This window comes from Luteimonas marina, assembly GCF_007859325.1.
GTDB lineage: Bacteria > Pseudomonadota > Gammaproteobacteria > Xanthomonadales > Xanthomonadaceae > Luteimonas > Luteimonas marina.
In genome coordinates this window covers 21,064-46,657 of sequence record NZ_VOHK01000005.1, presented here as the reverse complement: position 1 = coordinate 46,657, position 25,594 = coordinate 21,064, and the positions used below count along the sequence as shown (strand labels likewise).

Genomic DNA, 25,594 nt, shown 5'->3' with positions numbered 1-25,594 from the left:
CGATGTCGAGGCGCATGGTAACGAACCGGAACCGGAGCGGGCGTCGTGTCTCCCGCAGGTTGGCGGGAAAGTCGACTCCGCTCCTGTTTTGCAGGATCCTGCCTTGCGGCGCGCCGGGGCCGCATTACGAATCTGCAGAGGACGCGCGATGCGCGACGAACTGACCATCGCCGTGGGTGAGCTGTACCAGGGCATTCGCCACGAACACTGGCACGGGAAGACGTTCCGCCAGTTCTGGGAATGGTTCAACGCACGCTGCATCCAGCTCGTGGGCAGCGCCGCCGCGGATGAACTCGACGAACTGGAGGGCGAACTGCTGGAGGTGCGGGCCGCGATCGAAGACGGCGGCTACGTGGTTCCGTCCGATCGCCTGGACGAAAGGATCGAGCCGCCGATGTGAGTCGCGCAGGGGAGTGAACTGATCCCGTGCTTTCCGGGCGCCTGCCGGTCAAGACAGAGCCTGTCATTTCGACCGCAGGGAGAAATCTCCCATCCCCGGCGCATGGGAGATTTCTCCCTGCGGTCGAAATGACACGGGTAGGGGCAAGGACGGCAAGAATGCGCCGCAGGTTCGTCGCCGGTCGAAACGCGACCCCGGTCCCTTTTCCTCCGGGGAGAGAGTGCTAATAATGTCCGCGCCGAATGGTAGCGCTACCATTCGGCATGACGGCAAGCTGAGCTCAAGCACTCGCAGTACCCAGGGAGGGGCTGTCGTGTTGAAGCATTCGATCCCACGCCTGTCGGCGTGGCGCCAAGTCATCGCCGCCGGCGCGTCACGGCCGGCGCGATCCCCCGCGACAGTGGCGCGGCATCGCCCCCGGCCCTGCACCTGCAGGGCACCCATCATCCATGCAATCCCATCCACCGCCCCCGGTCCGCGGCATGGCCGCGGCTGGACGGGCGCTACTCCACCTGGAGACTCACGATGATGAAGTTCCGAAGCCGCGGCATCCTGTCCGCCACCGCGCTCGTCTGCGCCACCGGCCTGCTGGCAGCCGGCGCGCAGGCGCAAACCCTCAACAGCAACGCCACCGGCACCCACGACGGCTACTACTACACCTTCTGGAAGGACTCGGGCAGCGCCTCGATGACGCTGATGCCCGGCGGCCGCTACACCTCGCAGTGGACCAGCAACACCAACAACTGGGTCGGCGGCAAGGGCTGGAATCCCGGCGGTGCGCGCGTGGTCAACTATTCCGGCAACTACGGGGTCAACAACAGCCAGAACTCGTACCTGGCGCTGTATGGCTGGACCCGCAATCCGCTGATCGAGTACTACATCGTCGAGAGCTATGGCTCCTACAACCCGGCCAGCTGTTCCGGCGGCGTCGACTACGGCAGCTTCCAGAGCGACGGCGCCACCTACAACGTGCGCCGCTGCCAGCGCGTCAACGCGCCCTCGATCGACGGCACGCAGACCTTCTACCAGTACTTCAGCGTGCGCAACCCGAAGAAGGGCTTCGGCAACATCTCCGGCACGATCAACGTGGGCAACCACTTCAACTACTGGGCCAGCCGCGGCCTCAACCTGGGCAACCACTTCTACATGGTGATGGCGAGCGAGGGCTACCAGAGCCAGGGCAGCACCGACATCACCGTCAGTTCCGGTTCCGGCGGCGGTGGCACCAATCCACCGCCAGCAGGCAGCAAGACCATCGTGGTGCGCGCGCGCGGCACCGCCGGAGGGGAGAGCATTTCCCTGAAGGTCAACAACGCCACCGTCGCCACCTGGACCCTGACCACCAGCATGGCCAACTACACGGCGACCACCCCGGCCTCGGGCGGCTCGGTGGTGGAATTCACCAACGACGGCGGCAACCGCGACGTGCAGGTGGACTACATCAGCGTCAACGGCAGCATCCGCCAGTCGGAGGACCAGACCTACAACACCGGCGTCTACCAGAACGGCCAGTGCGGCGGCGGCAACGGCCGCAGCGAATGGCTGCACTGCAACGGCGCGATCGGCTACGGCAACCTCTGACCGCGCGGGGACGACCATGGGCACGCCTCGCGCTTCCTTGCCGGCGCTGGCGCTGACGGCAGCGCTGGGCGTCGGCTTCGGCGTCCTCGGGACGAGGCTGGCGGACGGCGACGCACGCCAGTGTCCGCAGGCGGACGGGCCCGTGCTCGAAGCCAGGATCGGGGAACGGGAAGCGGAACGTGCCCGCAGGCCGGCGGCGTTCGCGTCGCCGGCCGTGTCCGTCCCTGCGGCGGCGCCCAGGGACGGGCTTGGTCGATATGCGGACGCACAGGGGCCGTATGGTTTCCAGAATCGTCCCGACGCGGACCAGTTGCTCAAGGACCTGCTGACGCTGGCCTGGAACGATCGCCGCAGCTTCGCCGAGAAGCTCGACGACTTCCTCGCCGAGCATCCGGGCCGCGACGGCATCGCCATCGCCAGCAAGGGCGTGTTCGACCTCGGCGACAACCGCGACGTGTTGTCCGACAGCGCGCTGGAATCGCTGTACCTGGACCAGCAGGACCCGGCCTTGAAGCGCGTCCTCGCCCAGGTCGCATCGATGCGCGGCGACAACGGCCTGATCGAGTTGCACATCGCGCAAGCCGCTGCAGGACTGCGCAGCAACGTCCCCGCCGAGCGCCAGCAGGCGCTGGTGGAACTGTCCCGTACCCGCCATGTCGCCGCCGCCGACCTCGCGGCGCCGCTGCTGCGGGATCCCGACACCGGCGTGGTCCTGGATGCGCTTCTGGCGCTGCGCGCCACCGGCAACCAGCGCCATGTCCGTCTGGCCGAACGCCTGCTCGACCACCCTGATGAATCGGTGCGCTGGCTGGCCATGGACGTCGTCACCGACCTGCAAATGCTCAGCGATCAAGCCCGCACCCGCATCGCCGACAACGAACTGGCGGCCGAACTTCCGCCGCTGCCGCTGCCGCCCGCTGCCGGTCCTTCGCGCTGCAGCCCGGCGGCAGGCTGAAGCCGGGCGCAAAGCGGCGAACCCGTGCAGCAACAACGAGGATCGTCGTCCCCGCGCAGGCGGGGACCCAGCGTCTTTCGTTCTGATCGCACGGGATGTCGAACACCTGCCCGGACAGCACTGGCCCGCACAAGCGGGCCTTGCGGGTTGATCGGCCCTGTTCCTGGTGCTCAGGGCACCGACCGCGCATCCTGCAGCGCGGAATCGGGCGGGCTGTCCGGTTCCGGCGGCGGCGCGGCAAGGTCCGGCGTGCCGGGCAGGTAGAACTTCACCCGATCGAAGAAGCGCTGGTAGAAGTCCTGGTTCTGCACCGTACTGCTGCCCACCCGCACCAGGTTGGCGTTGCTGCTGCCGACCGGCAGTGACACCGAACCGATCATGCTCACGCCGAGGCTGGCCGAGTTGGATTGCGTCTTGAGCGCGTAGCGGTCCTGCACCGCGTTGAGGAACACGATCGACCCGCCGTCCGCCTGCGGCACGCAGGTGGCGCGCACGTTGAGCTGGGTGTGCACCTCGGCCTCGGGCTGGAAACTCTTGGTCGCCTCCAGCGCTTCCGGCGCCGACTTGCCGATCACGTAGCCCTGTCCCAGCAGCGCACGCCGCGTCGCCTCGCAGGCGGTGGCCGGCGCCACCGGATAGGTGCGCGAATACGTATCTTCCGCGCCGAAGACCTCGCCCAGGGGCGGCGGCGCCGGCTTGTCCTGGCGCGAGCCGCAGGCGGCCGTGGCGAGGGCGAGCAGGAGGATGGCGAGGGATCGACAGGACGGCATGAAGGCAGCGAGACGCAGGTTCGGAATGCGCCACGAGTGTAGCGGTCGCGGCGTGCAGTCCAACTGAATACCGGGACGGTGGAGCAGGTACCGCGTGTGGGTGTCGCTTGCGTGGGCCCGGATCAGCACGCACCGTGCGCCATCACTGCCGCGTGGCCCCGGATGCCGGAAAGGGGCGCGACATCGCGCAATGACCCTGGCCCGGATGCAAGGAAGGCGGGCCTGGGCCCGCCTTCCGGTGCACCACCCCGCGGGGTGGATGGTACGTACGCTTACTCGGCGGCGGCGACGGTCAGGCCGCTGGTGTCCACGTGGGTCACGCCCTTGATCTCGCGCGCGATCCGCGTCGCGGTATCGACCTGCGCCTGGCTCTCGACCTGGCCACGCAGCGTGACTTCGCCATTGAGCGTATCGACGTTGATGTCGAGACCGGAGACATCCGACTCGGCCAGCAGCGACGACTTGACCTTGGTGGTGATCCAGGTGTCGTCGACCGGCTGGTCGGAACTCTGGCCATCGCCCAGGCCGGCATCGGCGTCGGCGGTCGCGTCCATGGCAGGATCGATCGGTTCCACCGGCGGCGGGGTGGTCTGGTCGGCCGGGGTCATGTCGACGGCGTCCTCGGCTGCGACCTGGGTATCGCGATCGGCAGCGCAGCCCACGGCGAACGCGAGCGCGGACGACAGGGCGATGGCGAGGGGAATGCGGGAGGTCTTCATCGGAATGCTCCATGAGTAGATGAGTGGTGACGGTGCCGAAGTGTGGGAGTGCCCTTGTCCACGACGCGTGACTACAAATCCGCAGGTGTTAAGCACTCGTAAGCAGGAGGGAAAGCCGAACGGGCGACATGCCACGCGGGGTCGCGTCGCAGGCGGCGTCGCGGGACGGGCGGACGCGATCGTGGTCGCCGAGCGCCCGTTTTCAGCTGTTCAGGTCCCGTAGCGCCAGGCGCCTTCCGCAGGTGTTCGATATCGGTTTCCGCGTCCGGACAGATCTTCCTGCTGCGCGCCGGGGCGGGATGTCGTTGCTTGATGAGTCTGCTGAGAATGTCGTCATCCCCGCGAACGCGGGGATCCATTCTGACTTTGCGAAAAATGCCGGATGACCAGCGCTTCGCGCTGTTGCAAAGCGCTTCCCGTCTTCGCGCCTTCCATTGCAGTTGTTACCTTTTGCATGGCCCCATGCCGCTGGAAGTATCGAGCGCGGTCTTGTCGTTCTCTCGGGCGCGGAAAATTGTGTAATGTCCGGATCTCGTTCCTGCTGAAGGATCCACCATGCGTCTCCGGGTTTCCGCCTGCCTGCTGGTCGTGCTCGGCCTGTGCACCAGCAGCGTCCCCGCACATTTCAGCGTGGACATGAGCGATGGTCACAAGTCGCGCTATGGACCCGGCGAGATCAAGAGTGCGCCCTGCGGACGCCCCGACGGGGACCGGGGCAGCGACGTCTACACCCACGCGCCGGGCGAGACGATCCAACTTTCCTGGATCGAGTACGTCGGGCATCCGGGCTACTACCGCATCGCCTTCGACAGCGACGGCGACGACGACTTCGCCAATCCCGCGAGCATCAAGCCGGCCGGCCGCGCCTGCGGCGCAAACGAGCCCAACTGCGGCACGGGCGACTTCTACAACAACAAGAGCGTCCTGCTCGACGACTTCGGCTGGCACGACGACAGCCCGCACGGCAAGCGCTATTCGGTCGACGTCAAACTGCCCGACGTGGAATGCGAGAACTGCACCCTGCAGATCATCCAGGTCATGACCGAGCTCGACAAGGCGCCCTACGACCTGACCGCAGAGGACGGCGACGACATCTACTACCAGTGCATCGACCTGCGGTTGCGGCGGAGTTAGGGGACCTTTGAACAAGTGTCATTTCGAGTGCAGCGGGAAATCCATGCGCTTGATCTTCAGTGATTGACCAGCTTCGCTGTTGCAAAGCGCTTCTCACTGCGTTCGGAATGACAGGCCGGACTTGTCCAGAAGTTCCTCCTGGATCGTCATCCCGGCGAAAGCCGGGATCCATTTTTCGGCAACTTGTGCAATCCGCGTGCACGCTGACAATATGGGGGCGGACGCCAGCGCAAGGAGCGCGGACATGACACGGACCGTCGTGGCAACCCTCATGGGGCTACTCGTCACTGCCACCGGATGCGTGGCCACATCGAACGGCACTGCAATCGTGCCCGAGCGCGCGATTGCCGATTTCAACGGGTCCTGGTCCGTCGAGTGGTGCGACCGCGCGGATCCGGACCTCGACTGCGGCGGATTCTCGGTGACGCTGGTGCAGGACGGCAGCCACATCTGCGGTGGCTTCGGTGGCGCCCTCGTCAATCTGAGGCAAGTCGACGAGGGCGACGTCGTCGGCAGGGTGGACGGCGATACCGCGATCCTCGAAGTCCGCAGCGGCCGCAACGATGCGATCGTGCGGGTCCGCGCGAGGCGCGTCGGCGGCGATCTCCACTGGGAACAGGACGGCACCGTTCGACGAGGCGGCCCGGATATCGACGTCATCGCATTCGACGACGTGCTGAAGCCCGCCACCGTTGACAGGCGCCGGGTGCCCAAGGCGTGCGACGCGCCGTCATCGTGACCAGGAGGGTCGCGCCATGGATTCCAGGGAGCTGGAGCAGGCCGAGTACGACAGCAAACTGCGGACGGTGATCGTCGGAACCGAGGGCCTGCATCCGCAGGCGCAGGACGTCGGGGATGGGCGCGCGACCATCGGCTGGGGGTACACCCTCAATCGTGACAACAACGTCGATATCTGGGCGCGCTCCGGCATCGAACTGACGCCGGACCAGCGTGCGACGCTCGCACGGGTTGACCGGGAGCCGGCGAGGGGCAAGACACGGATCGGCCTCACGTTTGACCGGACATTGACCGAAGCGGAGGCGGACAGCCTCTTCCGGGCCTCGGTGGAGGAATACGAGGGGCCGGCCACCTCGGCGGGCATGCCGTTGTCCGACGAACGCGTTGCCCTCGTGTCGGTGACCTACAACCGCGGGGTCGGCGCCCTGCGCAACCATCCGCTCATCGATGCCATCCGCGACGGGAACCGCGCGGAAGCGTGGTACCAGTTGCGCTACAACTGCTGGGGATCGCGCGAGGACATGGAGGCAGGCCTGCGCAAGCGACGGTTCGCGGAGTCCGAGGTTTTCGGCCTCTATGACGACCGGACGAACGTTCCGGTCGAGGAAGCCGCGGAGGTCTATGCGATGTACCGCGTGAACCGTCTGGAGATCGATCGCGTGGAGCGCGGATTCGGTGTGACCATCGATGGCACGGAGGCGCGCCCCAACCGCATCGCCCAGGCCAACCGGGACTACCCCGACATCGTCGCCGAGTACGGTGCGGTCAGGACGATCTCGGATTCGCTCGAGCCCGCGCGCTCGGTCCTGATCGAGCATCTGCGTGGGCAGTATCCGGCCCACGCGGACGAGTTCACCGAAGCTCGCTTCAATGACGGCGAGATCGATCTGGAACGGTTCCCGGTGCGTCGGGGAAGGGAGAAAGGACGGGGCGAGCTCGCGCCACCGGCGCCCGCCGGGCACATGGATAGCACGCGGGAAGAACGCCAGGGCGTGCTCCAAGCGCATACCGGTCCTTTCGCTGATCCGCATCTCAACCGCCTGCACGCCGCACTGGTCGCGGGAGATGCCGCATCCGCCGACCGCATCATGAGGGAGTTCGCACAGTCGCCCCGCGGGCTTGCGTTCCTGGAGCGCGGTGAGCAGCTCCTGGCACAGCAGCAGGCCGTGGAGCGAGAACCGCAGGAGCGTCTATCGAATCGCGATCAGCACGACGCGCCTGCGCGGGCATAGGTAAAGCCGCCCCGGAGAACGTGCGGGCCCGGCACCTGCGGGCGGGCCAGTTTCGCCTGAGGTGGAAAGTCGGCTCCGCCTCGCGTCCGTTCCACTTCTAGGGAAGCGACATCCCCGGCCGCCAGCCGCTCTCGCGCAGGAACGCCTCGGGATCCTCCATGTCGATGATGCGCGCCAGCGCCGCACGCTTGTCGTCGGCTTGCGTGTAGTAGGCCTTGACGATGCGATAGCCCACCCAGTAGCCGAGGTCGTAGGGTTCGTCGGAGCCGGGGTGGTAGTTGAACATCCATGGCCCCAGGTCGGTCCCTTGCATGTCGGCCAGGAAATCCGACTCGATCTCCAGCTCCCGTCCGCGCGTCCACTCGGCGTGGCGCGCGTTGCCCACGCCGCCCGAGACCAGCTCGGACACGAACTCGGCCGCACCCTCCACCAGCGACATTCGCAGCACCGTCGCCCGCGGGTCGCCGGGCTCGGGCTGGTCGCGCGCCATCGCCTGCTGGGTATGCACGTATTCGTGCGCGACCACGTAGACGAAGCGATCCTCCGGATCCGGATTCATGAAGTCCGCGGCGCACAGCGCCTCGAGGCCGATGGTCGCGCCGGACGGGTTGACGATGCCCACCGGCCGCCCGCGACCCACCACGATCGCCACCGGGGGATAGTCGGCGCCCGGATACAGGTCCGACAGACTGGCGAGCGCGGTCGCCAGCCGCCGCTCGACCGCCGGCAGCACATCGAGGCATTGGCGTGCGTTCTCGTACATCGCCGGATCGGCCTCGATCTGCCTGGCGATGCGCTCGCCGGTGACCCGGCGCAACTGCGCGAACTCCTTCAGGCTGGGGCTGCCTTCCGCGAGGTAGGCATCCAGTTGCTCCACGCTCGGGCGCCCGCCGGTTGCGTCGTAGAGCGCGTAGAAGCGGGTCACGTCTTCGGTGCGGATTTCGGGCTTGGTGGCCGCGGCGAGTGAAGCGGAGAACATGCTGCACACTGCCGCCAGGAACAAGGTTCGCATGGAGGTCTTCATGCGGCCAAGCTACATGCGGATGCGATCGGCGTGGCAGTGTCGATGGTCACCGTGACCGATCGGCAGGATGCGGGATCGGAGCAACGCTTCGGTGGCCAGGCAAAACCCGACTCCGACTTCCTGTTGGGCTTGCCGCTCTTCGAAAAATGAACCTGACCCCGTTCTTGCTGCGCCATCTTCCTCGACGACGATGATCGCCACCGGGGCATCGACGATATCGCCCTATACTCGCGGGCCCGCAGACCATCAATCGAAGGACCCGGATCATGACCGATCGCAGTCGCCGAGATGTCCTCTTCGCCGCCACCGCCCTGGCTGTCGGCATGACCGCCACCGGCTCCCGCGCGGCCGCTTCCACGTCCGCCAGCAAGGCATCGTTTCCGCCGGTCGTGCACCACGTGTTCTTCTGGCTGAAGAATCCGGATTCCAGCGAGGATCTCGCCAAGCTGCTCGCCGGATTGCGAACGTTGGCAGGCATCGACACCGTGCGAGGCATCCATATCGGCGTGCCGGCGGATACCGAGCAGCGCGGCGTCGTCGACGGCAGCTACAGCGCCTCGGAAATCCTGTTCTTCGACGACGTGGCCGGGCAGAACGCGTACCAGGTCCACCCCATCCACAAGCAGTTCGTCGCCGACTGCGAGCACCTTTGGGAGCGCGTGGTCGTGTATGACGTCATGGCCGTCACGCCGTAACTCACTCGCTTCCGGAAAGAGCGAAAAGGGGTCAGGTTCAATTCTCGGCGAGAAGAAGGGGGAGTAAAAAAAATGAATCCCACCCCTTTTCCCGCGCCTTGGAACCGATTCTCACTCGGCCTGCAATAACGGAGTCGCCAACTCGAACGACATTGTTGATCTCGGCAGAGTGCCCCAATGCTCCCAAGGTAAACCTTGGTCCGCCATTAGTCGGGACATCTCCTTTCCCGCCCATGCCTCGATTTCACTTGAGCCTACGGCTACGGAGAAGACTGCGGCGATCGTTATCGACAACGTGTCAGCTAGCCATAAAAGCCTGAAGCACTCTTCCGGCGTGAATGCGCTGGCTTTCTGACCAGAGGCATATCTCTTCGAAAGTTGCAACATTGATGGGTGTGCAAGCGCATGAAATGCGTTGACGTTTGCGGACTTTTGCTTGAAGCCAATCCAATTGCAGGATGGCGTCAATTCCAGTTGCGACACCAGAGAGGTAAGACTCGGGAATCTGGTCGAGCCTGCTAAAACTGAGGTTAGCTGGCTGTCCCGTGCACGATAGAGAGCCCAAGCCGAGATGCAGAGAGACTCAAGGATTGGTCGTATCAGTACTGCAGCTGAAGAGTCTCGCCCTGTAGCGACGAGTAAACCGGCTGAATTTTGTTGTTCGATCGCAAAAGACAAGCATGAGCCAACCACCGCCTGTCGAGCAAGGCGAGGAGTTTGATGAGAACAGACTTTTAGCGTATTGCTTGCAAGTGCAATTGTGGAGGCTGATCTCTCAACCAAAGCGCGAGGGCGAGTGCTGAGATCGAATTGCCATTTGAGATCACGGGAGTCCATGCTGATCTGCAGCAGTTCGTTCGAATACTTGCCCGTGTTATGGCTCCGTCAGCCGCATTTGCTGTACCCACAATTCAAACAAGTCGCACACCCATCCATCAGCACCAACGCCTTGGTGCTGCACTTGTGGCACATACTCGCGCTCGGCGGGAAGCTCGCACCGTCGCCGGTGACTTCGATATCCTCGACCGGCTCGGGATAGCCGGGATCCTCAGGCGTAGCGTCTACGTCAGAGTTTTTTTTTGAGCGTTCTTCGTAGGCGCGGCGCTTTTCGGCGATCAGGGCGCGCTGGGCGGGGCTCATCTCGGGGTCGTGGAGCATGCCGATGGACTTGAGGTGGTCCTCGACGATGCTGCCCAGTTCGGCGACCAGCGAGGGCATGTACACGCCACCGGCCTTGAAGTAGCCGCCCTTGGGGTCGAACACGGCCTTCATTTCCTCCACCAGGAAGGTCACGTCGCCGCCCTTGCGGAACACGGCGGACATGATGCGCGTGAGCGCGACGATCCACTGGAAGTGCTCCATCGACTTGGAGTTGATGAACACCTCGAACGGGCGGCGCAGTTCGTGTTCGGTGCCGGCGTTGAGCACGATGTCGTTGATGGTCACGTACATGGCGTGTTCGACCAGCGGCGACTTGATCTTGTAGGTGCTGCCGATCAGCACTTCGGGGCGCTCGATGCGCTCGTGCATCTGGATCACGTCGGCCACGGGCAGTTCGGCCTCCACCTTCTCGCGCGGGACGGAGGCGCCGGCGACGGCCTTCTCCCTGTCCTCGGGGGTGACGACGGCGTAGCCCGTGATTTTCTTGTCGATCTTGACTGCCATTGCGTGATCCTGGTGCTGCGGGGAACGTGCGGGGTGGGGCGGCCCTTGCCCCGGCCCCTCCCCCGCATGGCGGGAGAGGGGCGGGGTCTGCAGGCTTACTTCTTCTTCGCGGCCTTGCGGGCGGCCTTCTTCGCAGGCGCCTTCCTGGCCGCCTTCTTCGGAGCGGCCTTCTTCGCGGTCTTGCGGACCGCCTTCTTCACCGCTGCCTTCTTGGCCGTCGCCTTGCGGGCGACCTTTTTCGTTGCCTTCTTCACCGCCGCCTTCTTCGCGGTGGCCTTGCGCGCGACCTTCTTCGTCGCCTTGCTGGCGGCGGCCTTCTTCGCCGCAACCTTCTTCCTGGCGGTCTTCTTCTTGGCCGCGCCCTTCTTCTTCAGGGCGGCGACTTCCTTCTTGCCGGCGGCGCTGGCGGACTTGAGCGACTTCTTGGCGGCGGCGACCTTCTTGCCCACCGCCTTCTTCGCCTTGCTGGCGGTGTCGGCGACGGCCTTCTCGGCCTTCTTCGCGGTCTTCTTCGCCGCCTTCACGGCGCCGCTGGCTTTCTTCGCGACCTTCTTGCCGATGTCCTTCGCCGTGTCGGCGACGGCTTCGGCGGCGTTGCTCAGGGTCTCCGCGACCCCGTTGCCGTTACTCATGGGTGTGTCCTCGTCAGTTTGCTTTTTTACGGTGATCGGGTTACGGGCAAGCGCCCGTGGGCGAAATGTAGCGCGAAGCGCGCGCTACGCAAGCGGTACTGCGAAGGGCGGGCCCCCACCCCGGCCCTCCCCCGCAGGCGGGGGAGGGGGAAGGTCAAGCGCGTGGCATGGGGGTCGGCATCAGAATTTGCCGTAATAGCCTTCTTTCAGTGCGTCGAACAGGTTGGCGGCGGTGTGGGTCTCGCCGTCGTATTCGATCTGCTCGTTGCCCTTGACCTCGATCACGCTGCCGTCCTCCAGTTCGAAGCGGTAGGTGGTGTTCTCGAGGTCGGTCTCCTTGACCAGCACGCCCTGGAAGGCGGCGGGGTTGAAGCGGAACGTGGTGCAGCCCTTCAGCCCCTTCTGGTAGGCGTAGCGGTAGATGTCCTTGAAGTCCTCGTAGGGATAGTCGGTCGGGACGTTCGCGGTCTTGGAGATGGACGAGTCCACCCACTTCTGCGCGGCGGCCTGGACGTCGACGTGCTCCTTCGGGGTGATGTCGTCGGCGGCGATGAAGTAGTCGGGCAGCTTCGCCTCCGGCGCCTCCGAGAACGGCATGGCCTTGGGATTGACCAGTTCGCGGTAGGCCAGCAGCTCGTAGGACCAGACGTCGACCTTCTCCTTGGTCTTCTTGCCCTCGCGGATCACGTTGCGGCTGTAGTGGTGCGCGAACGAGGGCTCGATGCCGTTGGAGGCGTTGTTGGCCAGCGACAGCGAGATGGTGCCGGTCGGGGCGATCGAGCTGTGGTGGGTGAAGCGGGCGCCGGTCTCGGCGAGGTTGTCGACCAGCTCCGGGGCGACCTCGGCCACCTTCTGCATGTAGCGGCTGTAGCGCGCGTGCAGCACCTTGCCCTCGATCTTCTGGCCCAGGCGCCAGCCGTCCTTCGCCATCTCCGGGCGCTTGCGCAGCATTTCGGCGGTGACTTCGAACTCCTCGTGCATGATCGGCGCCGCGCCCTTCTCCTGCGCCAGCGCCAGGCCCATCTCCCAGCCGGCGACGGCCATCTCGCGGGCGATGCGCTCGGTGAATTCGCAACTCGGCTCCGAGCCGTACTTCATCTGCAGCATGGTCACGGTGCTGCCCAGGCCGAGGAAGCCCATGCCGTGGCGGCGCTTGCGCATGATCTCGGCCTGCTGCTGCGGCAGCGGCAGGCCGTTGACCTCGACCACGTTGTCGAGCATGCGGGTGAACACGCGCACGACTTCCCTGTATTCCTCCCAGTCGAAGGAGGCCTTGTCGGTGAACGGGTCGCGCACGAACTTGGTCAGGTTGACCGAGCCCAGCAGGCAGGCGCCGTAGGGCGGCAGTGGCTGTTCGCCGCAGGGGTTGGTGGCGCGGATGTTCTCGCACCACCAGTTGTTGTTCATCTCGTTGACCTTGTCGATCAGGATGAAGCCCGGCTCGGCGTAGTCGTAGGTGGACACCATGATCATGTCCCACAGGTGCCGGGCCTTGATGTGGCCGTAGACCTTGCAGGCAACCATGCCGTCGTCGCGGGCGATGTAGCCGTTGCTGTGCGGCCAGTCGCGCCAGACCACCTGGTCGGCGTTGGACAGGTCGATGTCGCCGGCTTCCTTGTCGCTGATCGGGAACACCAGCGGCCAGTCGCCGTCTTCCTCCACCGCCTGCATGAAGCCGTCGGTGATCAGCAGCGAGAGGTTGAACTGGCGCAGGCGGCCGTCCTCGCGCTTGGCGCGGATGAAGTCCTTCACGTCGGGGTGGGAGACGTCGAAGGTGCCCATCTGCGCGCCGCGGCGGCCGCCGGCCGACGAGACGGTGAAGCACATCTTGTCGTAGATATCCATGAAGGACATCGGGCCCGAGGTGTAGGCGCCGGCACCGGCGACGAAGGCGCCGCGCGGGCGCAGGGTGCTGAACTCATAGCCGATGCCGCAGCCGGCCTTGAGCGTCAGCCCGGCCTCGTGGACCTTGTCGAGGATGCCGTCCATCGAGTCGGTGATCGTGCCCGAGACGGTGCAGTTGATCGTGCTGGTGGCGGGCTTGTGCTCCAGCGCGCCGGCGTTGGAGGTGATGCGACCGGCGGGAATCGCCCCGCGGCGCAGCGCCCACAGGAAGCGGTCGTTCCAGTACTTCTGCTTCTCGGGCGTGGTCTCGGCCTCGGCCAGCGCCTTGGCCACGCGCTGGTAGGTGCCGTCGATGTCGGCATCGACCGCCACCCCGTGCTTGGTCTTGAGGCGGTACTTCTTGTCCCAGATGTCCTGCGAGGCGGGCTGCATCGGGATCTCCCGTTCGCCGTGCTTGACCGCTTCCAGACGAACCGTGCTCATGCGTCCGTTGTCTCCTTGTCCTGGCCCGGATGCGTGTCCCGGCCTGTTGTTCTTGTCGGTGCCGTGGTGGACGGCGTCGACGACCAAACGCGGCTACGGAATCCGCGCCGCCTGAAATGAAAGGATGTGTGGTGTTTCGTTGTCGCCCTGTAGATCCATTCCGCGGTGCCCCCTGACGCCCCGTGGTCCAACTGGTCGATTTTCGGACAAAACCCCCACTACTTGGGCCCTGTTCGCGCTTTCCACCCCAAGATGTTGTGGCGAGCGCGGCCCAAGCTACGCCCGGGAAAACCGGAAGTCAACCGGAATCAGCGGCTTGCGGCGCAAATCCGGAAACTGCTGCAACCGCACATGGGGCACGGTCCCATTCAGGTTCGATGGAGCCGGCACGAACGACACTGCCCTGCCTGTCCGGTGTTGCCCGGGCCGGGCTTGCCCGCCGCGCCGCCGGCACCCATCTTCCCGTCATCCGAACCTGCGATCCGACCATGCGTCCAGCCCCGACCCTGCTCGTCCTTGCCGCCGCCGCCGCGTTCGGCGGCTTCGCCGCCACCGCCATCCGCGACGCCGTGCAGGCGCCCGCCCGCGCGGCCGATCCGCCGGCCGCCGCGGTGCCGGTGCCGACGGTGGCGGCGCTGCCGACCGCGGTCGACGGCCAGCCGCTGCCCTCGCTGTCGCCGATGCTCAAGCGGGTGACGCCGTCGGTGGTCAGCGTGCAGGCGGCGCAGAAGCGGCAAGTGAGTCCGTTCGGCAACGATCCCTTCTTCCGCCGCATGTTCCCGGAGCTGTCGCAGGAGCGGATCGCGCGCTCGCTCGGTTCGGGCGTGATCGTCGATGCGCAGGCCGGCTACGTGCTGACCAACCACCACGTGATCGAGAACGCCGACGAGGTGTCGGTGACGCTGGCCGACGGACGCACGCTGGAGGCCGAGTTCATCGGCTCCGATCCCGACACCGACGTGGCGCTGATGCGGATCCCGGCGCAGGACCTGGTCGCGATCCCGCTGGGTGCGGCGTCGCGGCTGGAGGTCGGCGACTTCGTGGTGGCGGTGGGCAATCCCTTCGGCGTCGGCCAGACGGTCACCTCGGGCATCGTCTCGGCGGTGGGCCGCAGCAACGTGCCGGGCGTGGGCTTCCAGAACTTCATCCAGACCGATGCCTCGATCAACCCGGGCAATTCCGGCGGCGCGCTGGTCAACCTGCGCGGCGAGCTGGTCGGCATCAACACCGCCAGCTTCAACCCGCGCGGCAGCATGGCCGGCAACATCGGCCTGGGCTTCGCGATCCCGATCGACCTGGCGCGCGGCGTGATGCAGCAGCTGGCGACCACCGGCAGCGTGCAGCGCGGCACGCTCGGCCTCGACACCCAGGCGGTCGACCAGCGCCTGGCCGCGGGCCTGGGCCTGTCGGAGCCGCGCGGCGTGGTGGTCACGCGCGTGCACGGCGATTCCGGCGCGGCCGCGGCGGGGCTGCGCACCGGCGACGTGATCGTCTCGGCCAACGGCCAGCGCATGGACGACCCGGTGTCGCTGCGCAACTTCCAGGGCCTGCAGCCGCTGGACGCACCGGTGACGCTGGAGGTGCTGCGCGACGGCAAGCCGCTGACGATCACCGCGCGCCTGCGCGCGCTGGCCCGCGACGGCGCCAGCTACGACGAGCGGCTGGCCGGCGCGACCTTGGCCGACCTGCCCGAGGCGGTGCGCCGGCAGAACCCGAACGCGCGCGGCGTGCTGGTGGAAAAGGTGGAGTCGGGCAGCCGCGCCTTCCGCAACGGCCTGCGCGAGGGCGACTACATCTTCGCCGCCAACACCGGTGAATTCCGCGATCTCGCGGGTTTCCGCGATACATTGGCCGACGATCCGCGACAATTGGTCCTGCGGATTTCACGCGGCGGACGCGTGGGAAACCTGATCATGGAGTGAGCCGGCCTCCGCGCCGGTCCTTCCCGCGGCGCCCCCGCGCCATCCCTTCCAGGAGACGACGATGAGCCCCACCTCGACGGACACGGTCAAGAGCAACCTCGGCGAAGCCGGTGCCCACCTCAAGAACGCCGCCGCCGACGCCGGCAGCGCGATCAAGAACGCGGCCGGCGTGGCCGGCGACGAACTGCGCGCGGGCCGCGCCGCGGTCAAGGCCGACCTGGCCGATTCCGCGCTGGCCGGCATCGCCGCGCTGGAAGAGGGCGGCGGCGCCGCGCGCGAGCAGGTCGACGCGCTGATGGACAAGGGCCGCGACCTGATCGACAGCGCCGCCGACCTGATCCGCGAGCGCCCGATCGCCTCGTTCGGCGTCGCCTTCGCCGCCGGCTGGATCATCGCCAAGCTCGCCCGCAGCGGCGGCGCAGAGAAGTAAGCGACGCCCCGACGTGACCGGGGAGACGGCCAGCGATTCCGCGCAGGCCCGCGAAGCGGCGGGTGCGCAGGAATCGCCGGGCATCGACGACGCCGTACGCGCGATCGGCGCCGAGGGCCGGGCCACGCTCGACTCGGCGCTCGACGCCGGGCGCGCGCTGCGGCGGCTGGTCTCGGCCGACCTGGCGCTCGCGCGCAGCGCGCTGGGACGCGCGCTGGCGTGGACTGCGGTGGCGATCATCTTTGGCGCGTCGGCATGGCTGATCTCGATGGGCGCGCTGATCGCGCTGCTGCAGGCGACGGGGCTGTCGTGGCTGGCGTCGCTGTCGATCGCGGCGCTGCTGAGCCTGGCGGTGATGGGCGTGGCGATCTGGCGGGTGTCGGTGTTCTTCGACCATGCCGGGATGCACGCGACGCGGCGGCAGCTGTCGAAGCTGGGCCTGTTCAGCGAGGACGACGACGAGGACGGGGCGGGCGACGCGCCGGCGCGGGAGCAGGTGCCGCCATGAATTTCGAAGGACTCAAGCGACGGGTCGAGCGCGCCGAACAGCTGGTCGACGGCCGCATCGTGCAGACGACCGGACATCGCGCCGCGCTCGGCCAACGCTGGCGCGAGGCGTGGACGCCGGCCCGCATCGTCATCGCCGGCCTGCTGGGCGGCGTGCTGGTGGCGAAGGCGCGCCCGCTGCGCACGTTGGGCGCGGTGTCGGGCACGCGCTGGGTCCAGCTCGCCACCAGCCTGTCGGGCCTGCTGGCCTCGCTGAAGGCGGCGCAATCGGCCGAGTCCGCCGAAGCCGCGGCCAGCGGCGCGGAGGACGCGGCCGCGGAGGCGGCCGACACGGTGGAGGCCGTGGCCGGCGACGAAGCCGGCGCGCCGCCGCCGCCGGCACCGCAGGCCGGGGACGATGCCGCGCCGCACGCGGTTGCGGACCGTCGCCGGCGTCCCGACGCGCAGTGGGACTCCGAACCGCGCCCGGCGGAAGCGGCGACGGAGCTGTCGGAGCGGTAGCGCCTGTCATCCCGTTTTCCACCCGCGGGGCGGGCTTGGTCATTGGCGGTTCTCCCGGGCAAGAGAACAACCCGAAAGACTTGAAGCCTGTCATTTCGACCCCGGACTTGATCCGGGGGAGAAATCTTCCTTTCTCCGCCGGTGAGGGGATTTCTCCCCCGGATCAAGTCCGGGGTCGAAATGACAGGGATTTTTTGCCTTCTGCCGATGCGTTCGCGCACTTGGATTCCGTGCCGATCAGCGTTGTCCCGCACCATCACGCCGCCATGCATCGCCGCGATGGCATGATCGCGTCCCGCTCCGCAACTGTTCGCCATGACCACCGACGCCGCGCCATCCGTCACCACGCCGCCAGAGCCGGTCGCGCCCGCGCCGCCAACGCGGCCGCGCGCCTCGACCGCGCTGCTGGTGCTGGCCACGCTCGCGGTCGGCTACACCCTGTGGGCGGCGCAGGACCTGCTGCTGCCGGTGCTGCTGGCGATGTTCTTCGCGCTGGTCGGCAACCCCATCATCCGCCTGCTGCGCCGGCTGTGGCTGCCGCGCTTCCTCGCCGCGCTGCTGGTGCTGGCCGGCGGCCTCGCCGCGACCGGCGCGCTCGCCTACCAGATGGCGCCGTCGGCGATGGCCTGGGCCAGCGAGGCGCCGCGCGCGATGCGACAGCTCGCGCCGAAGCTGCGCGAACTCACCAAGCCGGTGCACGAAGCGAACCAGGCCGCCGAGAACTTCGCGCGCGCCGCGGGCGGGCAGACCGGGCGCGCGCCGCAGGTGGTGCGGACCGCTGTCGACGACCCGTACCGGATGCTGACCGAAACGCCGCGTCTGCTTGCCTCGCTGCTGGCGGTGGTGCTGCTGACGTTCTTCTTCATGGTCTACGGCGAGAACCTGCAGCGCAACGCGATCGCGCTGCTGCCCGGGCGCCAGCAGAAGAAGTTCACCGTCGGCATCCTGCACTCGATCGAGCGCGAGGTTTCGCGCTACGTGCTGACCATCAGCCTGATCAACACGGTGGTGGGGCTGCTGTTCGCGGGCGTGCTTTACCTGATGAAGGTTCCGCTGCCCGAAGCGCTGCTGTGGGGCACGATGGTGGCGCTGCTGAACTTCGCGCCCTACGTCGGCCCGCTGATCGGCCTGCTGGCGATGCTGCTGGTCGGCTTCATCACCTTCGACGGACTGTGGCCTTCGCTGATGCCGGCGGCGGCCTACCTGGTGCTGCACACGATCGAGGGACAGGTGGTCACGCCGATCGTGCTCGGCCGGCGCATGGCGCTGTCGCCGCTGGTGCTGATCCTGGCGCTGATGCTGTTCGGCTGGCTGTGGGGAATCATCGGCCTGCTGCTGGCGGTGCCGCTGCTGGTGTGCGTGAAGCTGGTGCTGGCGCGGGTGGAGGGCATGGAAGGCTGGGCGCGGCTGCTGGAATAGGGATGCCCCCGTGGGAGCGCCTTCAGGCGCGATGCCGCCGCAGGCGATCAGGCAATCGCGCCTGAAGGCGCTCCCACGGGGGTGGCGGTCGCGCTGGCGACTACAATGGGCGCGTGAGTTTCCCCGTCCGCGCCATCACCCTCGATCTCGATGACACGCTGTGGCCGTTCGCGCCGATCGGCGCGCGGATCGAGCGTGTGCTCGACGACTGGATGCGCGCGCGCAGCCCGGCCACGGCGGCGATGTTCCCGGTCGAAGCGATGCGCGCGCTGCGCGAGCGGGTCTGGCGCGAGAACCCGGCGCTGGCATACGACCTCAGCGCGCTGCGGCGGCTGACGCTGGAGATCGCGCTGCGCGACAGCGGCGGCGACCTGTCGCTGCTGGACGAGGCCTACGAGGCGTTCTACGCCGAGCGCAACCGCGTCGAGTTCTATCCCGACGCGCTGGAGGCGCTGGCGCGCATCGCGCGCCGTGTTCCCGTCGCCGCGGTCAGCAACGGCAACGCCGACCTCGTGCGCGTGGGCATCGACGAACATTTCACCCTGCAGCTGCATGCGCGCGAGCATGGCGCGGCCAAGCCCGAGGCCAGCATCTTCCTCGCCGCCTGCGAACGCCTGGGCGTGCCGCCGGGCGAGGTGCTGCACGTCGGCGACCACGTCGAGGCCGACGTGGTCGGCGCGATGCGCGCCGGGCTGCGCGGCTGCTGGCTGCACCGCGACGACCATCCCGGCGGCCTGGGCGCGTGGCCGCGCGCCGACATCGCCCCCGACCTGGTGTTCGACTCGCTCGCCGGCCTGGCCGACTGGCTGGAGCGCAATCCCGCGGCCCCTCGCTTGTAGAAGCGCCATCGGCCCGGACATTGGCCCGCGGCTGGCGGCGGACGGATAATGACCGCAGTCTTCCCGCCTGGACCGCCATGACCACCGACGACCTGCCCGTTGGCTTTTCCACGGCTACCGCCGCCGCCCGACCGCTGCACGTCCTCGACAAGGCGGGATTGGGCACATGGCTCGAAGCGCAGCCGGCCGCCACGCGCGCGTGGCTGGCGTCGCAGGCGTTCAACGCCGCGCCCGGTTCGCACGCGCTGCTGCCGGGCGAGGACGGGGTGGCCGGCGCGATCCTCGGCATCGGCGATCCGCTGGACGCGTACGCCCATGCGCACGGCGCGGGCGCGCTGCCGGCCGGCGACTGGGCGCTGGCGCACGCGCTCGAACCCGCGCACCTGGCGGCGCTGCAGCTCGGCTGGGGCCTGGGCGCGTACCGCTACACCCGCTACAAGCAGGGCGCGCGCGCGCCGGCGCGGCTGGCGCTGGATGCGCTCGACGAGGAAGTCCGCGACGTGCTCGCCGCCTGCGTGCGCGTGCGCGACCTGGTCAACACGCCGACCCAGGACATGGGGCCGGAGCAGCTGGAGGCGGTCGCGCGCGAGGTGGCGACGGCGCACGGCGCGTCGTTCGAAAGCATCGTCGGCGACGAGCTGCTGGCGCAGGACTTTCCCGCGATCCACGCCGTCGGCCGCGCCTCGCACCGCGCGCCGCGGCTGCTGAAGCTGCAATGGGGCGATGCCTCGCACCCGCACCTGGTGCTGGTCGGCAAGGGCGTGTGCTTCGACACCGGTGGCCTCGACGTCAAGCCCGCCGACGGCATGCGCTGGATGAAGAAGGACATGGGTGGCGCCGCGCACGCGATCGCGCTGGCGGAACTGGTGATGGCGCGCGCGCTGCCGCTGCGGCTCACCCTGCTGGTGCCGGCGGTGGAGAACGCGATCGGGCCGGACGCGTACCGCCCGGGCGAGGTGATCGCCACGCGCAAGGGCGTGAGCGTGGAGATCGACAACACCGACGCCGAAGGCCGCGTGGTGCTGGGCGACGCGCTGGCGCACGCCGGCGAGCTGTCGCCGGACCTGATCCTCGATTTCGCCACGCTCACCGGTGCGGCGCGGATCGCGCTCGGCCCCGACCTGCCGGCGCTGTTCGCCAACGACGACGCGCTGGCGAACGACTGGCTCGCCGCCGGCGAACGCGTGCGCGACCCGCTGTGGCGCATGCCGCTGTGGCGCCCGTACCTGCGCTACCTCACCAGCAACATCGCCGACATGGCCAACGCCGGCTCGCGCATGGCCGGTGCGGTCACCGCCGCGCTGTATCTCGAGCGCTTCGTGCCCGAAGGCACGCCCTGGGCGCACCTGGACGTGTATGCCTGGAACGACAGCGCGCGGCCGGGACGTCCGGCCGGCGGCGAAGCGCTGGCGCTGCGCTCCGCCTACGCGATGCTCAAGGCGCGCTACGCGTCCTGACCCCGGTCAGCGCAGCCAGCCGCGTGCCGCTGCGCGGCGCGCGTACCACCACAGGAACAGGCCGACCAGCGCGATGACCAGCGGGAACAGCGCGCCGCGCGCGCCGGTCAGTTCCCACAGCAGCGGCGTGGTCAGGTAGTTGCCGGCGAACTGGACGATGATCGCCAGTAGCGACAGCGCCAGCACCGGGACCGCCCAGCGGCTGCGCCAGAGCAGGCCGAGCGAGCCGACCAGGCCGCCGACGGTGGCCACCGCGAACGGCACGAACAGCCAGCGCGGCATCGCCGCGAAGATGCGCTGCTGGTCGTCCGCCCAGCTGGCGACGATCTCGGGCGTGGCGCTGAGGTGGTAATAGAACGAGTACGTGCCGGCCAGGTTCCACAGCACGGCGAGGACGGCGATGATCCAGAACAGCACGGGAGGCTTGCTTGCGGTCATGGCGGCGGGTCTCCGAGCAGGTGGGCCGCAGTCTAGGACAATGCCGAGAAAATACCGTCATCCCCGCGAAGGCGGGGATCCAGTGTCGTCAAGTCTTTGAAGAACTAAAGACGCTGGATCCCCGCCTTCGCGGGGATGACGGATAAAGGTTCTTACGGGACATCACACTAGCACTGGCCGCACGGCGGAGACAGTGCGCCTTGCCGGCGATCGCGCGTCCTACAGCCAGCCCTTCTCCCGCGCCAGCCGGTAGGCCTCGATGCGGTTGCCGACGCCGAGCTTGCCGATCGCCTCCGACAGGTAGTTGCGCACCGTGCCGTGCGAGAGGTTGAGCTGCGCCGCGATCTCGTTCGCGCTCATGCCGCTGCCCGCCAGCCGCAGCACCTTGCGCTCGCGGTCGTTGAGCGGATCGGCTTCGCCCCAGGCCTCGAGCGCGAGCTGCGGATCGATCGCGCGGCCGCCGCGATGCACCTGGCGCAGCGCGTCGGCCAGTTGTTCGGCCGGCGCGTCCTTGAGCAGGTAGCCCGATACGCCGGCATCGAGCGCGCGGCGCAGGAAGCCGCCGCGCGCGAAGGTGGTGACGATGACGACCTTTACCGGCAGTGCGTGGCGCTGGATGCGCTGGGCGAGTTCGAGCCCGGTCAGGCCCGGCATCTCGATGTCGGTGACCAGGATGTCCGGCCCCAGCCGCTGCAGCTCGCGCCACGCGCCCTCGCCGTCGGCGGCGGCGCCGACCACCTCGATGTCGCTCTCCATGCCCAGCAGCGCCGACAGCGCGCCGCGCAGCATCGCCTGGTCCTCGGCGAGCAGGATGCGGATCATGGCGCGGCGGCGGATGGCAGCATGCGCGGAACGTTAGCAGGTCGCCATCGATTTCAGAGGGGAGCGCCTTCGGGGAACCTGAAAAATTGTCATTTCGAGCGTAGTGAGAGGCACTTTGCAACGGCGAAGCCGGTCAATCCAGGCGCCTGGGAGGCAGATTTCTCACTGCGTTCGAAATGACAAATTCGGGATTCTCAGTGGTTGCCGTCGGGCACGATGCTTTCCCGGATTGCTGCATCGGGACGACAGGCATCGCGCCCGAAGGTGCGCCTAGCGCCGGGCATCGTCGTTGGCGGCCAGCGGGACGCGCACTTCGACGCGGGTGCCGCGGCCGTGGCCGGCTTCGATCCGCAGCCGTCCGCGCACGCCCTCGATGCGTTCGCGCATGCCGGCCAGACCGTTGCCCGGCACGATCGCGCCGCCGCGGCCGTCGTCGTCGATGCGCAGCACCGCCTCGCCGTCCTCCATGCCGAAACGGACTTCCGCCCGATGCGCGCGGGCGTGGCGCTGGATGTTGGTCGCGGCCTCGCGCACGGTCATCGCCAGCGCGCTCTCGACGCCCGCCGGCAGCGCGCTGTCGGCGAAGCCGTCCTCGAAGCGGTAGTCGAAGGTGATGCCGTCGGTTTCCAGCAGCAGCTTGGCCGAGGCCAGTTCGGCGGCGATGCCGGCGGCGCGGATGCCGCTGACCGCGCGCCGCACCTGCGACAGCGCCTCGCGCGCGACGCGGCTGACTTCGTCGATCTCGTCGCGCGCGGCCGCCGGGTCGCGTTCGAGCAGGCGGCCGGCGAGGTCGGACTTGAGCGCCACCATCGACAGCGTGTGCCCGAGCAGGTCGTGCAGGTCGCGGCCGATGCGCTCGCGCTCGGCCAGCGCGGCGAGCCGGCGCACCTCGTCGTGCGACAGGTGCAGCGCCGCGTCGCGCTCGCGGCCGATGCGCTCCAGCACCACCAGCACGCCGATGATCGCGGTGACCGTCGGCATCCACACCAGCGCCTGCCACGGATAGCCGATGTGCAGGGCGTAGCCGAGCAGCAGCGCGTTGAGCCCCACCAGCACCGCCAGGTAGCCGAACACCGCGCGTCCGCGCCGCGGCTGCAGCATCACGCAGCCGAACACGAAATAGCTCAGGCCCGACGGATACCAGGGCAGCAGCGCCAGGCACAGGACGACCATCCCCGCCGCGCAGGCGTAGGCCCTGCGCGGCGCCGAGACCACGGACATGGCGTACAGCCACAGGAACAGCGGATACGACAGCAGGGTCAGCCACGCCCAGCGCATGCTGAAGCCGTAGGCGCCGCCGGAGAACGCGGGTGTCAGGAACACCCAGACCGACCACACCAGGTGGACCATGCTCAACCACGGCGACCGACCCATGCGCAGGTCGTGCGCGGCGATCGAGCCCGGCTGCGGCGCCAGCCAGCCCGGCAGTCGCAGTCGCATCATCGGGAGCTGCCTCGTGAAGGTCCGGACGGCATCATGATGTCACCGCGGGGCCTGCCGGACCACGCGGACGCATCCGGTCGCGGGGTGGAGCGTCGCCGTGGTTGTCGGCAACACCGGCGTCACTCGGCCGCGGCCAGGCGGCGCTGCGCGAGCGCGAAGAACGCGGCCGTCACCACCGCCAGCACCAGCAGGTGCAGCCACGCTGCGCGGCCCTCGTCGTGGCCGACCACCTTCAGCGCGAGCTGGCCCAGGTGGTAGGCCGGCCACGCCGGCGCGAGCCGGCCGAGCCAGTCGGGCAGCATCGACAGCGGCAGCCACAGGCCGGACAGGAACGCCATCGGCAGGTACAGCACGTTGAGCAGCGCCGGCGCGGCGTTGCCGCCCACCAGGGTGCCGACGTACAGGCCGATCGCGGCGAACGGGAGGATGCCGGACACGTTGACCGCGAACAGGCCGGCCCACTGCGCCGGCGCCAGCGACACCCCGCCCAGCGTCGCCGCCAGCAGCGCCAGCACCAGCGAGATGATCGTCGCGAACAGCATCGCCATCGCCATCTTCGCCAGCAGCAGCGCGCCCGGCGGCGTCGGCAGCGCGCGCCGCAGCCGCAGGTAGCCGCGCTCGCGATCCATCGCGATGGTCACGCCGAAGCCGAACATCGCCGCGCCGATCACGCCGAACACGCCGTAGGTCGCGAGCAGGTACTGCGCCGCGCCGCCGCTGCCCTTGTTCAGCAGCACGCCGAACAGCAGGTAGAACATCGCCGGGAACGCGATCACCGGGATGCCGAACGCCGGTTCGCGCAGCAGGCGCAGGAATTCGCATTTCGCTTCGAGCAGGTAGCTGCGCCACGGCGCGGGCGTGGCCGCGAGGGCGATCGTGTCCATCAGGCGGCCTCCTCCAGGGCGGGGCGGGTGAGGGCGAGGTAGGCGTCGGCGAGGCCGGCGCGCTGGATTTCCAGGTCGTGCAGGGCCGCATCGGCGTCGAGCAGGCGGCGCACCACCGGCTCGGCCGGCTCGGCGACGATCTGCAGCGCCTCGCCCTCGCGCAGCGCCTCGCGCACGCCGGGCCATTGCGCCACGGCGTCGGCCGCCAGCGTCGAGACGCAGCGGATGCGCCGCTGCGACACCCGCGCGCGGATCTCGCCGACGCTGCCCTCGGCGACGAGCCGGCCGCGGTCGATCACCGCGACGCGGTCCGACAGCGCCTCGGCTTCCTCGAGGTAGTGCGTGGTCAGCAGCACTGCGCTGCCCTCGGCGACCAGTTCGCGCACCGCGGCCCACAGCCCTTGCCGCGCGTCGATGTCGAGCCCGGTCGTGGGCTCGTCGAGGAACAGCAGCTTCGGGCGTCCGCAGATCGCCAGCGCGAACTGCACGCGCCGCTGCTGTCCACCGGACAGCCGGCCGTAGCGGCGGTCGAGCAGGCCGTCGAGTCCGGCCAGTGCGACGCAGTCGGCGACGCTGCGCGGCTGCGGGTAGCCGCTGCGGACCAGGTCGAGCAACTCGCGCACCTTCAGCCGCTCGGGGATGCCGGCCGACTGCAGCATCGCGCCGCAGTGCCGGCGCACGGCCAGCGCCCGCGGCGGCTGGCCGAACAGCGACACCTCGCCCGCGTCCGCCGCCAGCAGGCCGAGCAGCAGGCCGACCGCGGTGCTCTTGCCGGCGCCGTTGGCGCCGAGCAGGGAGGTGACCTGGCCCGCGTGCAGCTCAAGATCGAGCCCGTCGAGCGCGACCGTGCCGCCGTAGCGCTTGCGGGCGCCGTGCAGTCGCGCCAGTGTCTGTCTTGTCGCGGCCATGTCGCTGGTTCCTGTCCCGGACATGGCGGCATCGTGCCGCTCGCGCCGGGGGCGTGACATTCGCCACCGTCAGCCGAAGCACGTGACAGCTGTCAGCAGCCGGCGACAGCGCCCGCGGCTAGGCTGTCCACCATCCTTCGTCCCCGGGGGC

The 25,594-nt window shown here is 68.4% G+C and carries 27 protein-coding genes; 14 read left to right on the top strand and 13 right to left on the bottom strand.

The genetic code is table 11. The features are described 5' to 3' along the window. Positions 1-148 precede the first annotated feature (148 nt). The 3 genes from FQY83_RS11935 to FQY83_RS11925 all read left to right on the top strand — a co-directional run bounded on the left by FQY83_RS11935 (position 149) and on the right by FQY83_RS11925 (position 2,936). Positions 149-400 carry a hypothetical protein gene (locus FQY83_RS11935; protein WP_146388190.1) on the top strand — a complete coding sequence of 84 codons (252 nt, stop codon included), beginning with the start codon at positions 149-151 and terminating at the stop codon, positions 398-400. Between the two features lie 525 nt (positions 401-925). After that, a complete protein-coding gene (locus FQY83_RS11930; RefSeq protein ID WP_202878185.1) occupies positions 926-1,981 on the top strand; it encodes a glycoside hydrolase family 11 protein in 1,056 nt (351 codons plus the stop codon). Positions 1,982-1,997: 16 nt separating this feature from the next. Then, positions 1,998-2,936: a hypothetical protein gene (locus tag FQY83_RS11925; RefSeq protein WP_146388189.1), complete on the top strand. Its 939-nt coding sequence runs from the start codon at positions 1,998-2,000 to the stop codon at positions 2,934-2,936. 170 nt (positions 2,937-3,106) lie between these two features. Here the strand turns inward: FQY83_RS11925 and FQY83_RS11920 are convergent, their stop codons facing one another. Beyond that, on the bottom strand, positions 3,107-3,706 hold the full coding sequence (locus tag FQY83_RS11920) for a DUF2242 domain-containing protein (protein WP_146388188.1): 600 nt from the start codon (positions 3,704-3,706) through the stop codon (positions 3,107-3,109). A gap of 272 nt (positions 3,707-3,978) precedes the next feature. Beyond that, positions 3,979-4,425 (bottom strand): BON domain-containing protein, encoded by a 447-nt coding sequence (locus FQY83_RS11915; RefSeq protein WP_238333485.1) that lies wholly within the window; start codon positions 4,423-4,425, stop codon positions 3,979-3,981. Between the two features lie 555 nt (positions 4,426-4,980). Between FQY83_RS11915 and FQY83_RS11910 the strand changes: the two genes are divergently transcribed. The 3 genes from FQY83_RS11910 to FQY83_RS11900 all read left to right on the top strand — a co-directional run bounded on the left by FQY83_RS11910 (position 4,981) and on the right by FQY83_RS11900 (position 7,529). Continuing rightward, a complete protein-coding gene (locus FQY83_RS11910; RefSeq protein ID WP_146388187.1) occupies positions 4,981-5,559 on the top strand; it encodes an SCE4755 family polysaccharide monooxygenase-like protein in 579 nt (192 codons plus the stop codon). Between the two features lie 244 nt (positions 5,560-5,803). Then, positions 5,804-6,298: a hypothetical protein gene (locus FQY83_RS11905; RefSeq protein ID WP_146388186.1), complete on the top strand. Its 495-nt coding sequence runs from the start codon at positions 5,804-5,806 to the stop codon at positions 6,296-6,298. A 16-nt stretch (positions 6,299-6,314) separates the two neighbouring features. After that, positions 6,315-7,529 carry a glycoside hydrolase family protein gene (locus tag FQY83_RS11900; protein WP_146388185.1) on the top strand — a complete coding sequence of 405 codons (1,215 nt, stop codon included), beginning with the start codon at positions 6,315-6,317 and terminating at the stop codon, positions 7,527-7,529. A gap of 97 nt (positions 7,530-7,626) precedes the next feature. Here FQY83_RS11900 and FQY83_RS11895 read toward each other — a convergent pair whose 3' ends face one another. Beyond that, entirely contained in the window at positions 7,627-8,541 is a 915-nt protein-coding gene (locus FQY83_RS11895; protein WP_425478648.1) for a DUF2268 domain-containing putative Zn-dependent protease, read from the bottom strand. Between the two features lie 21 nt (positions 8,542-8,562). Continuing rightward, positions 8,563-8,754, bottom strand: coding sequence for a hypothetical protein (locus FQY83_RS11890; protein ID WP_146388183.1), 192 nt, complete (start codon positions 8,752-8,754; stop codon positions 8,563-8,565). 65 nt (positions 8,755-8,819) lie between these two features. On the opposite strand from FQY83_RS11890, the gene FQY83_RS11885 reads away from it, so the two are divergent. After that, on the top strand, positions 8,820-9,248 hold the full coding sequence (locus tag FQY83_RS11885; RefSeq protein ID WP_146388182.1) for a Dabb family protein: 429 nt from the start codon (positions 8,820-8,822) through the stop codon (positions 9,246-9,248). Between the two features lie 111 nt (positions 9,249-9,359). Here FQY83_RS11885 and FQY83_RS17985 read toward each other — a convergent pair whose 3' ends face one another. From FQY83_RS17985 to FQY83_RS11870, 4 genes are all read right to left on the bottom strand, one after another. Then, positions 9,360-10,085, bottom strand: coding sequence for a DUF6988 family protein (locus tag FQY83_RS17985; protein ID WP_425478647.1), 726 nt, complete (start codon positions 10,083-10,085; stop codon positions 9,360-9,362). A 48-nt stretch (positions 10,086-10,133) separates the two neighbouring features. Further along, a complete protein-coding gene (locus tag FQY83_RS11880; protein ID WP_146388181.1) occupies positions 10,134-10,913 on the bottom strand; it encodes a TSCPD domain-containing protein in 780 nt (259 codons plus the stop codon). Positions 10,914-11,008: 95 nt separating this feature from the next. Further along, positions 11,009-11,545, bottom strand: a complete 537-nt coding sequence (locus tag FQY83_RS17590) for a histidine biosynthesis protein HisIE (RefSeq protein ID WP_158636492.1) — start codon at positions 11,543-11,545, stop codon at positions 11,009-11,011. Positions 11,546-11,725: 180 nt separating this feature from the next. Then, positions 11,726-13,873 carry an adenosylcobalamin-dependent ribonucleoside-diphosphate reductase gene (locus tag FQY83_RS11870; RefSeq protein WP_146388180.1) on the bottom strand — a complete coding sequence of 716 codons (2,148 nt, stop codon included), beginning with the start codon at positions 13,871-13,873 and terminating at the stop codon, positions 11,726-11,728. Positions 13,874-14,361: 488 nt separating this feature from the next. On the opposite strand from FQY83_RS11870, the gene FQY83_RS11865 reads away from it, so the two are divergent. The 7 genes from FQY83_RS11865 (at position 14,362) to FQY83_RS11835 (ending at position 20,948) form a co-directional block, all read left to right on the top strand. Further along, positions 14,362-15,795 carry a Do family serine endopeptidase gene (locus FQY83_RS11865; protein WP_146388179.1) on the top strand — a complete coding sequence of 478 codons (1,434 nt, stop codon included), beginning with the start codon at positions 14,362-14,364 and terminating at the stop codon, positions 15,793-15,795. A gap of 61 nt (positions 15,796-15,856) precedes the next feature. Beyond that, positions 15,857-16,225, top strand: coding sequence for a hypothetical protein (locus FQY83_RS11860; protein ID WP_146388178.1), 369 nt, complete (start codon positions 15,857-15,859; stop codon positions 16,223-16,225). A 13-nt stretch (positions 16,226-16,238) separates the two neighbouring features. Next, the gene (locus tag FQY83_RS11855; RefSeq protein ID WP_146388177.1) at positions 16,239-16,733 is read left to right on the top strand and encodes a phage holin family protein; all 495 of its coding nucleotides are present in this window, start codon (positions 16,239-16,241) and stop codon (positions 16,731-16,733) included. Continuing rightward, entirely contained in the window at positions 16,730-17,233 is a 504-nt protein-coding gene (locus FQY83_RS11850; protein ID WP_146388176.1) for a protein sip-5, read from the top strand. The genes FQY83_RS11855 and FQY83_RS11850 overlap by 4 nt, the downstream gene beginning before the upstream one ends. A 315-nt stretch (positions 17,234-17,548) precedes the next feature. After that, positions 17,549-18,652 carry an AI-2E family transporter gene (locus tag FQY83_RS11845; protein WP_146388175.1) on the top strand — a complete coding sequence of 368 codons (1,104 nt, stop codon included), beginning with the start codon at positions 17,549-17,551 and terminating at the stop codon, positions 18,650-18,652. Positions 18,653-18,765: 113 nt separating this feature from the next. Further along, positions 18,766-19,491 (top strand): HAD family hydrolase, encoded by a 726-nt coding sequence (locus FQY83_RS11840; RefSeq protein ID WP_146388174.1) that lies wholly within the window; start codon positions 18,766-18,768, stop codon positions 19,489-19,491. 77 nt (positions 19,492-19,568) lie between these two features. Then, positions 19,569-20,948 (top strand): leucyl aminopeptidase family protein, encoded by a 1,380-nt coding sequence (locus FQY83_RS11835; RefSeq protein WP_146388173.1) that lies wholly within the window; start codon positions 19,569-19,571, stop codon positions 20,946-20,948. Between the two features lie 6 nt (positions 20,949-20,954). Here the strand turns inward: FQY83_RS11835 and FQY83_RS11830 are convergent, their stop codons facing one another. The 5 genes from FQY83_RS11830 to FQY83_RS11810 form a co-directional block, all read right to left on the bottom strand. Beyond that, entirely contained in the window at positions 20,955-21,386 is a 432-nt protein-coding gene (locus tag FQY83_RS11830) for a sugar transporter (RefSeq protein WP_146388172.1), read from the bottom strand. Between the two features lie 219 nt (positions 21,387-21,605). Beyond that, positions 21,606-22,208 (bottom strand): response regulator transcription factor, encoded by a 603-nt coding sequence (locus FQY83_RS11825; RefSeq protein WP_146388171.1) that lies wholly within the window; start codon positions 22,206-22,208, stop codon positions 21,606-21,608. A gap of 270 nt (positions 22,209-22,478) precedes the next feature. Next, positions 22,479-23,651, bottom strand: coding sequence for a sensor histidine kinase (locus tag FQY83_RS11820; protein ID WP_238333484.1), 1,173 nt, complete (start codon positions 23,649-23,651; stop codon positions 22,479-22,481). Between the two features lie 119 nt (positions 23,652-23,770). Next, positions 23,771-24,535: an ABC transporter permease gene (locus FQY83_RS11815; RefSeq protein ID WP_146388170.1), complete on the bottom strand. Its 765-nt coding sequence runs from the start codon at positions 24,533-24,535 to the stop codon at positions 23,771-23,773. Beyond that, positions 24,535-25,443: an ABC transporter ATP-binding protein gene (locus tag FQY83_RS11810; RefSeq protein ID WP_146388169.1), complete on the bottom strand. Its 909-nt coding sequence runs from the start codon at positions 25,441-25,443 to the stop codon at positions 24,535-24,537. Before FQY83_RS11810 ends, FQY83_RS11815 begins: the two co-directional genes overlap by 1 nt. Between the last annotated feature and the right edge of the window lie 151 nt (positions 25,444-25,594).

Bases quoted from the DNA above. Each gene is read 5' to 3' on its own strand.
- FQY83_RS11845 (WP_146388175.1), top strand. From the start codon at position 17,549: ATGACCACCGACGCCGCGCCATCCGTCACCACGCCGCCAGAGCCGGTC.
- FQY83_RS11825 (WP_146388171.1), bottom strand. From the start codon at position 22,208: ATGATCCGCATCCTGCTCGCCGAGGACCAGGCGATGCTGCGCGGCGCG.
- FQY83_RS11820 (WP_238333484.1), bottom strand. From the start codon at position 23,651: ATGATGCGACTGCGACTGCCGGGCTGGCTGGCGCCGCAGCCGGGCTCG.
- FQY83_RS11815 (WP_146388170.1), bottom strand. From the start codon at position 24,535: ATGGACACGATCGCCCTCGCGGCCACGCCCGCGCCGTGGCGCAGCTAC.
- FQY83_RS11865 (WP_146388179.1), top strand. From the start codon at position 14,362: ATGCGTCCAGCCCCGACCCTGCTCGTCCTTGCCGCCGCCGCCGCGTTC.
- FQY83_RS11810 (WP_146388169.1), bottom strand. From the start codon at position 25,443: ATGGCCGCGACAAGACAGACACTGGCGCGACTGCACGGCGCCCGCAAG.
- FQY83_RS11835 (WP_146388173.1), top strand. From the start codon at position 19,569: ATGACCACCGACGACCTGCCCGTTGGCTTTTCCACGGCTACCGCCGCC.
- FQY83_RS11895 (WP_425478648.1), bottom strand. From the start codon at position 8,541: ATGCGAACCTTGTTCCTGGCGGCAGTGTGCAGCATGTTCTCCGCTTCA.
- FQY83_RS11930 (WP_202878185.1), top strand. From the start codon at position 926: ATGATGAAGTTCCGAAGCCGCGGCATCCTGTCCGCCACCGCGCTCGTC.
- FQY83_RS17985 (WP_425478647.1), bottom strand. From the start codon at position 10,085: ATGGACTCCCGTGATCTCAAATGGCAATTCGATCTCAGCACTCGCCCT.
- FQY83_RS11880 (WP_146388181.1), bottom strand. From the start codon at position 10,913: ATGGCAGTCAAGATCGACAAGAAAATCACGGGCTACGCCGTCGTCACC.
- FQY83_RS11900 (WP_146388185.1), top strand. From the start codon at position 6,315: ATGGATTCCAGGGAGCTGGAGCAGGCCGAGTACGACAGCAAACTGCGG.
- FQY83_RS11870 (WP_146388180.1), bottom strand. From the start codon at position 13,873: ATGAGCACGGTTCGTCTGGAAGCGGTCAAGCACGGCGAACGGGAGATC.
- FQY83_RS11850 (WP_146388176.1), top strand. From the start codon at position 16,730: ATGAATTTCGAAGGACTCAAGCGACGGGTCGAGCGCGCCGAACAGCTG.
- FQY83_RS11910 (WP_146388187.1), top strand. From the start codon at position 4,981: ATGCGTCTCCGGGTTTCCGCCTGCCTGCTGGTCGTGCTCGGCCTGTGC.
- FQY83_RS11905 (WP_146388186.1), top strand. From the start codon at position 5,804: ATGACACGGACCGTCGTGGCAACCCTCATGGGGCTACTCGTCACTGCC.
- FQY83_RS11885 (WP_146388182.1), top strand. From the start codon at position 8,820: ATGACCGATCGCAGTCGCCGAGATGTCCTCTTCGCCGCCACCGCCCTG.
- FQY83_RS11830 (WP_146388172.1), bottom strand. From the start codon at position 21,386: ATGACCGCAAGCAAGCCTCCCGTGCTGTTCTGGATCATCGCCGTCCTC.
- FQY83_RS17590 (WP_158636492.1), bottom strand. From the start codon at position 11,545: ATGAGTAACGGCAACGGGGTCGCGGAGACCCTGAGCAACGCCGCCGAA.
- FQY83_RS11915 (WP_238333485.1), bottom strand. From the start codon at position 4,425: ATGAAGACCTCCCGCATTCCCCTCGCCATCGCCCTGTCGTCCGCGCTC.
- FQY83_RS11925 (WP_146388189.1), top strand. From the start codon at position 1,998: ATGGGCACGCCTCGCGCTTCCTTGCCGGCGCTGGCGCTGACGGCAGCG.
- FQY83_RS11920 (WP_146388188.1), bottom strand. From the start codon at position 3,706: ATGCCGTCCTGTCGATCCCTCGCCATCCTCCTGCTCGCCCTCGCCACG.
- FQY83_RS11935 (WP_146388190.1), top strand. From the start codon at position 149: ATGCGCGACGAACTGACCATCGCCGTGGGTGAGCTGTACCAGGGCATT.
- FQY83_RS11860 (WP_146388178.1), top strand. From the start codon at position 15,857: ATGAGCCCCACCTCGACGGACACGGTCAAGAGCAACCTCGGCGAAGCC.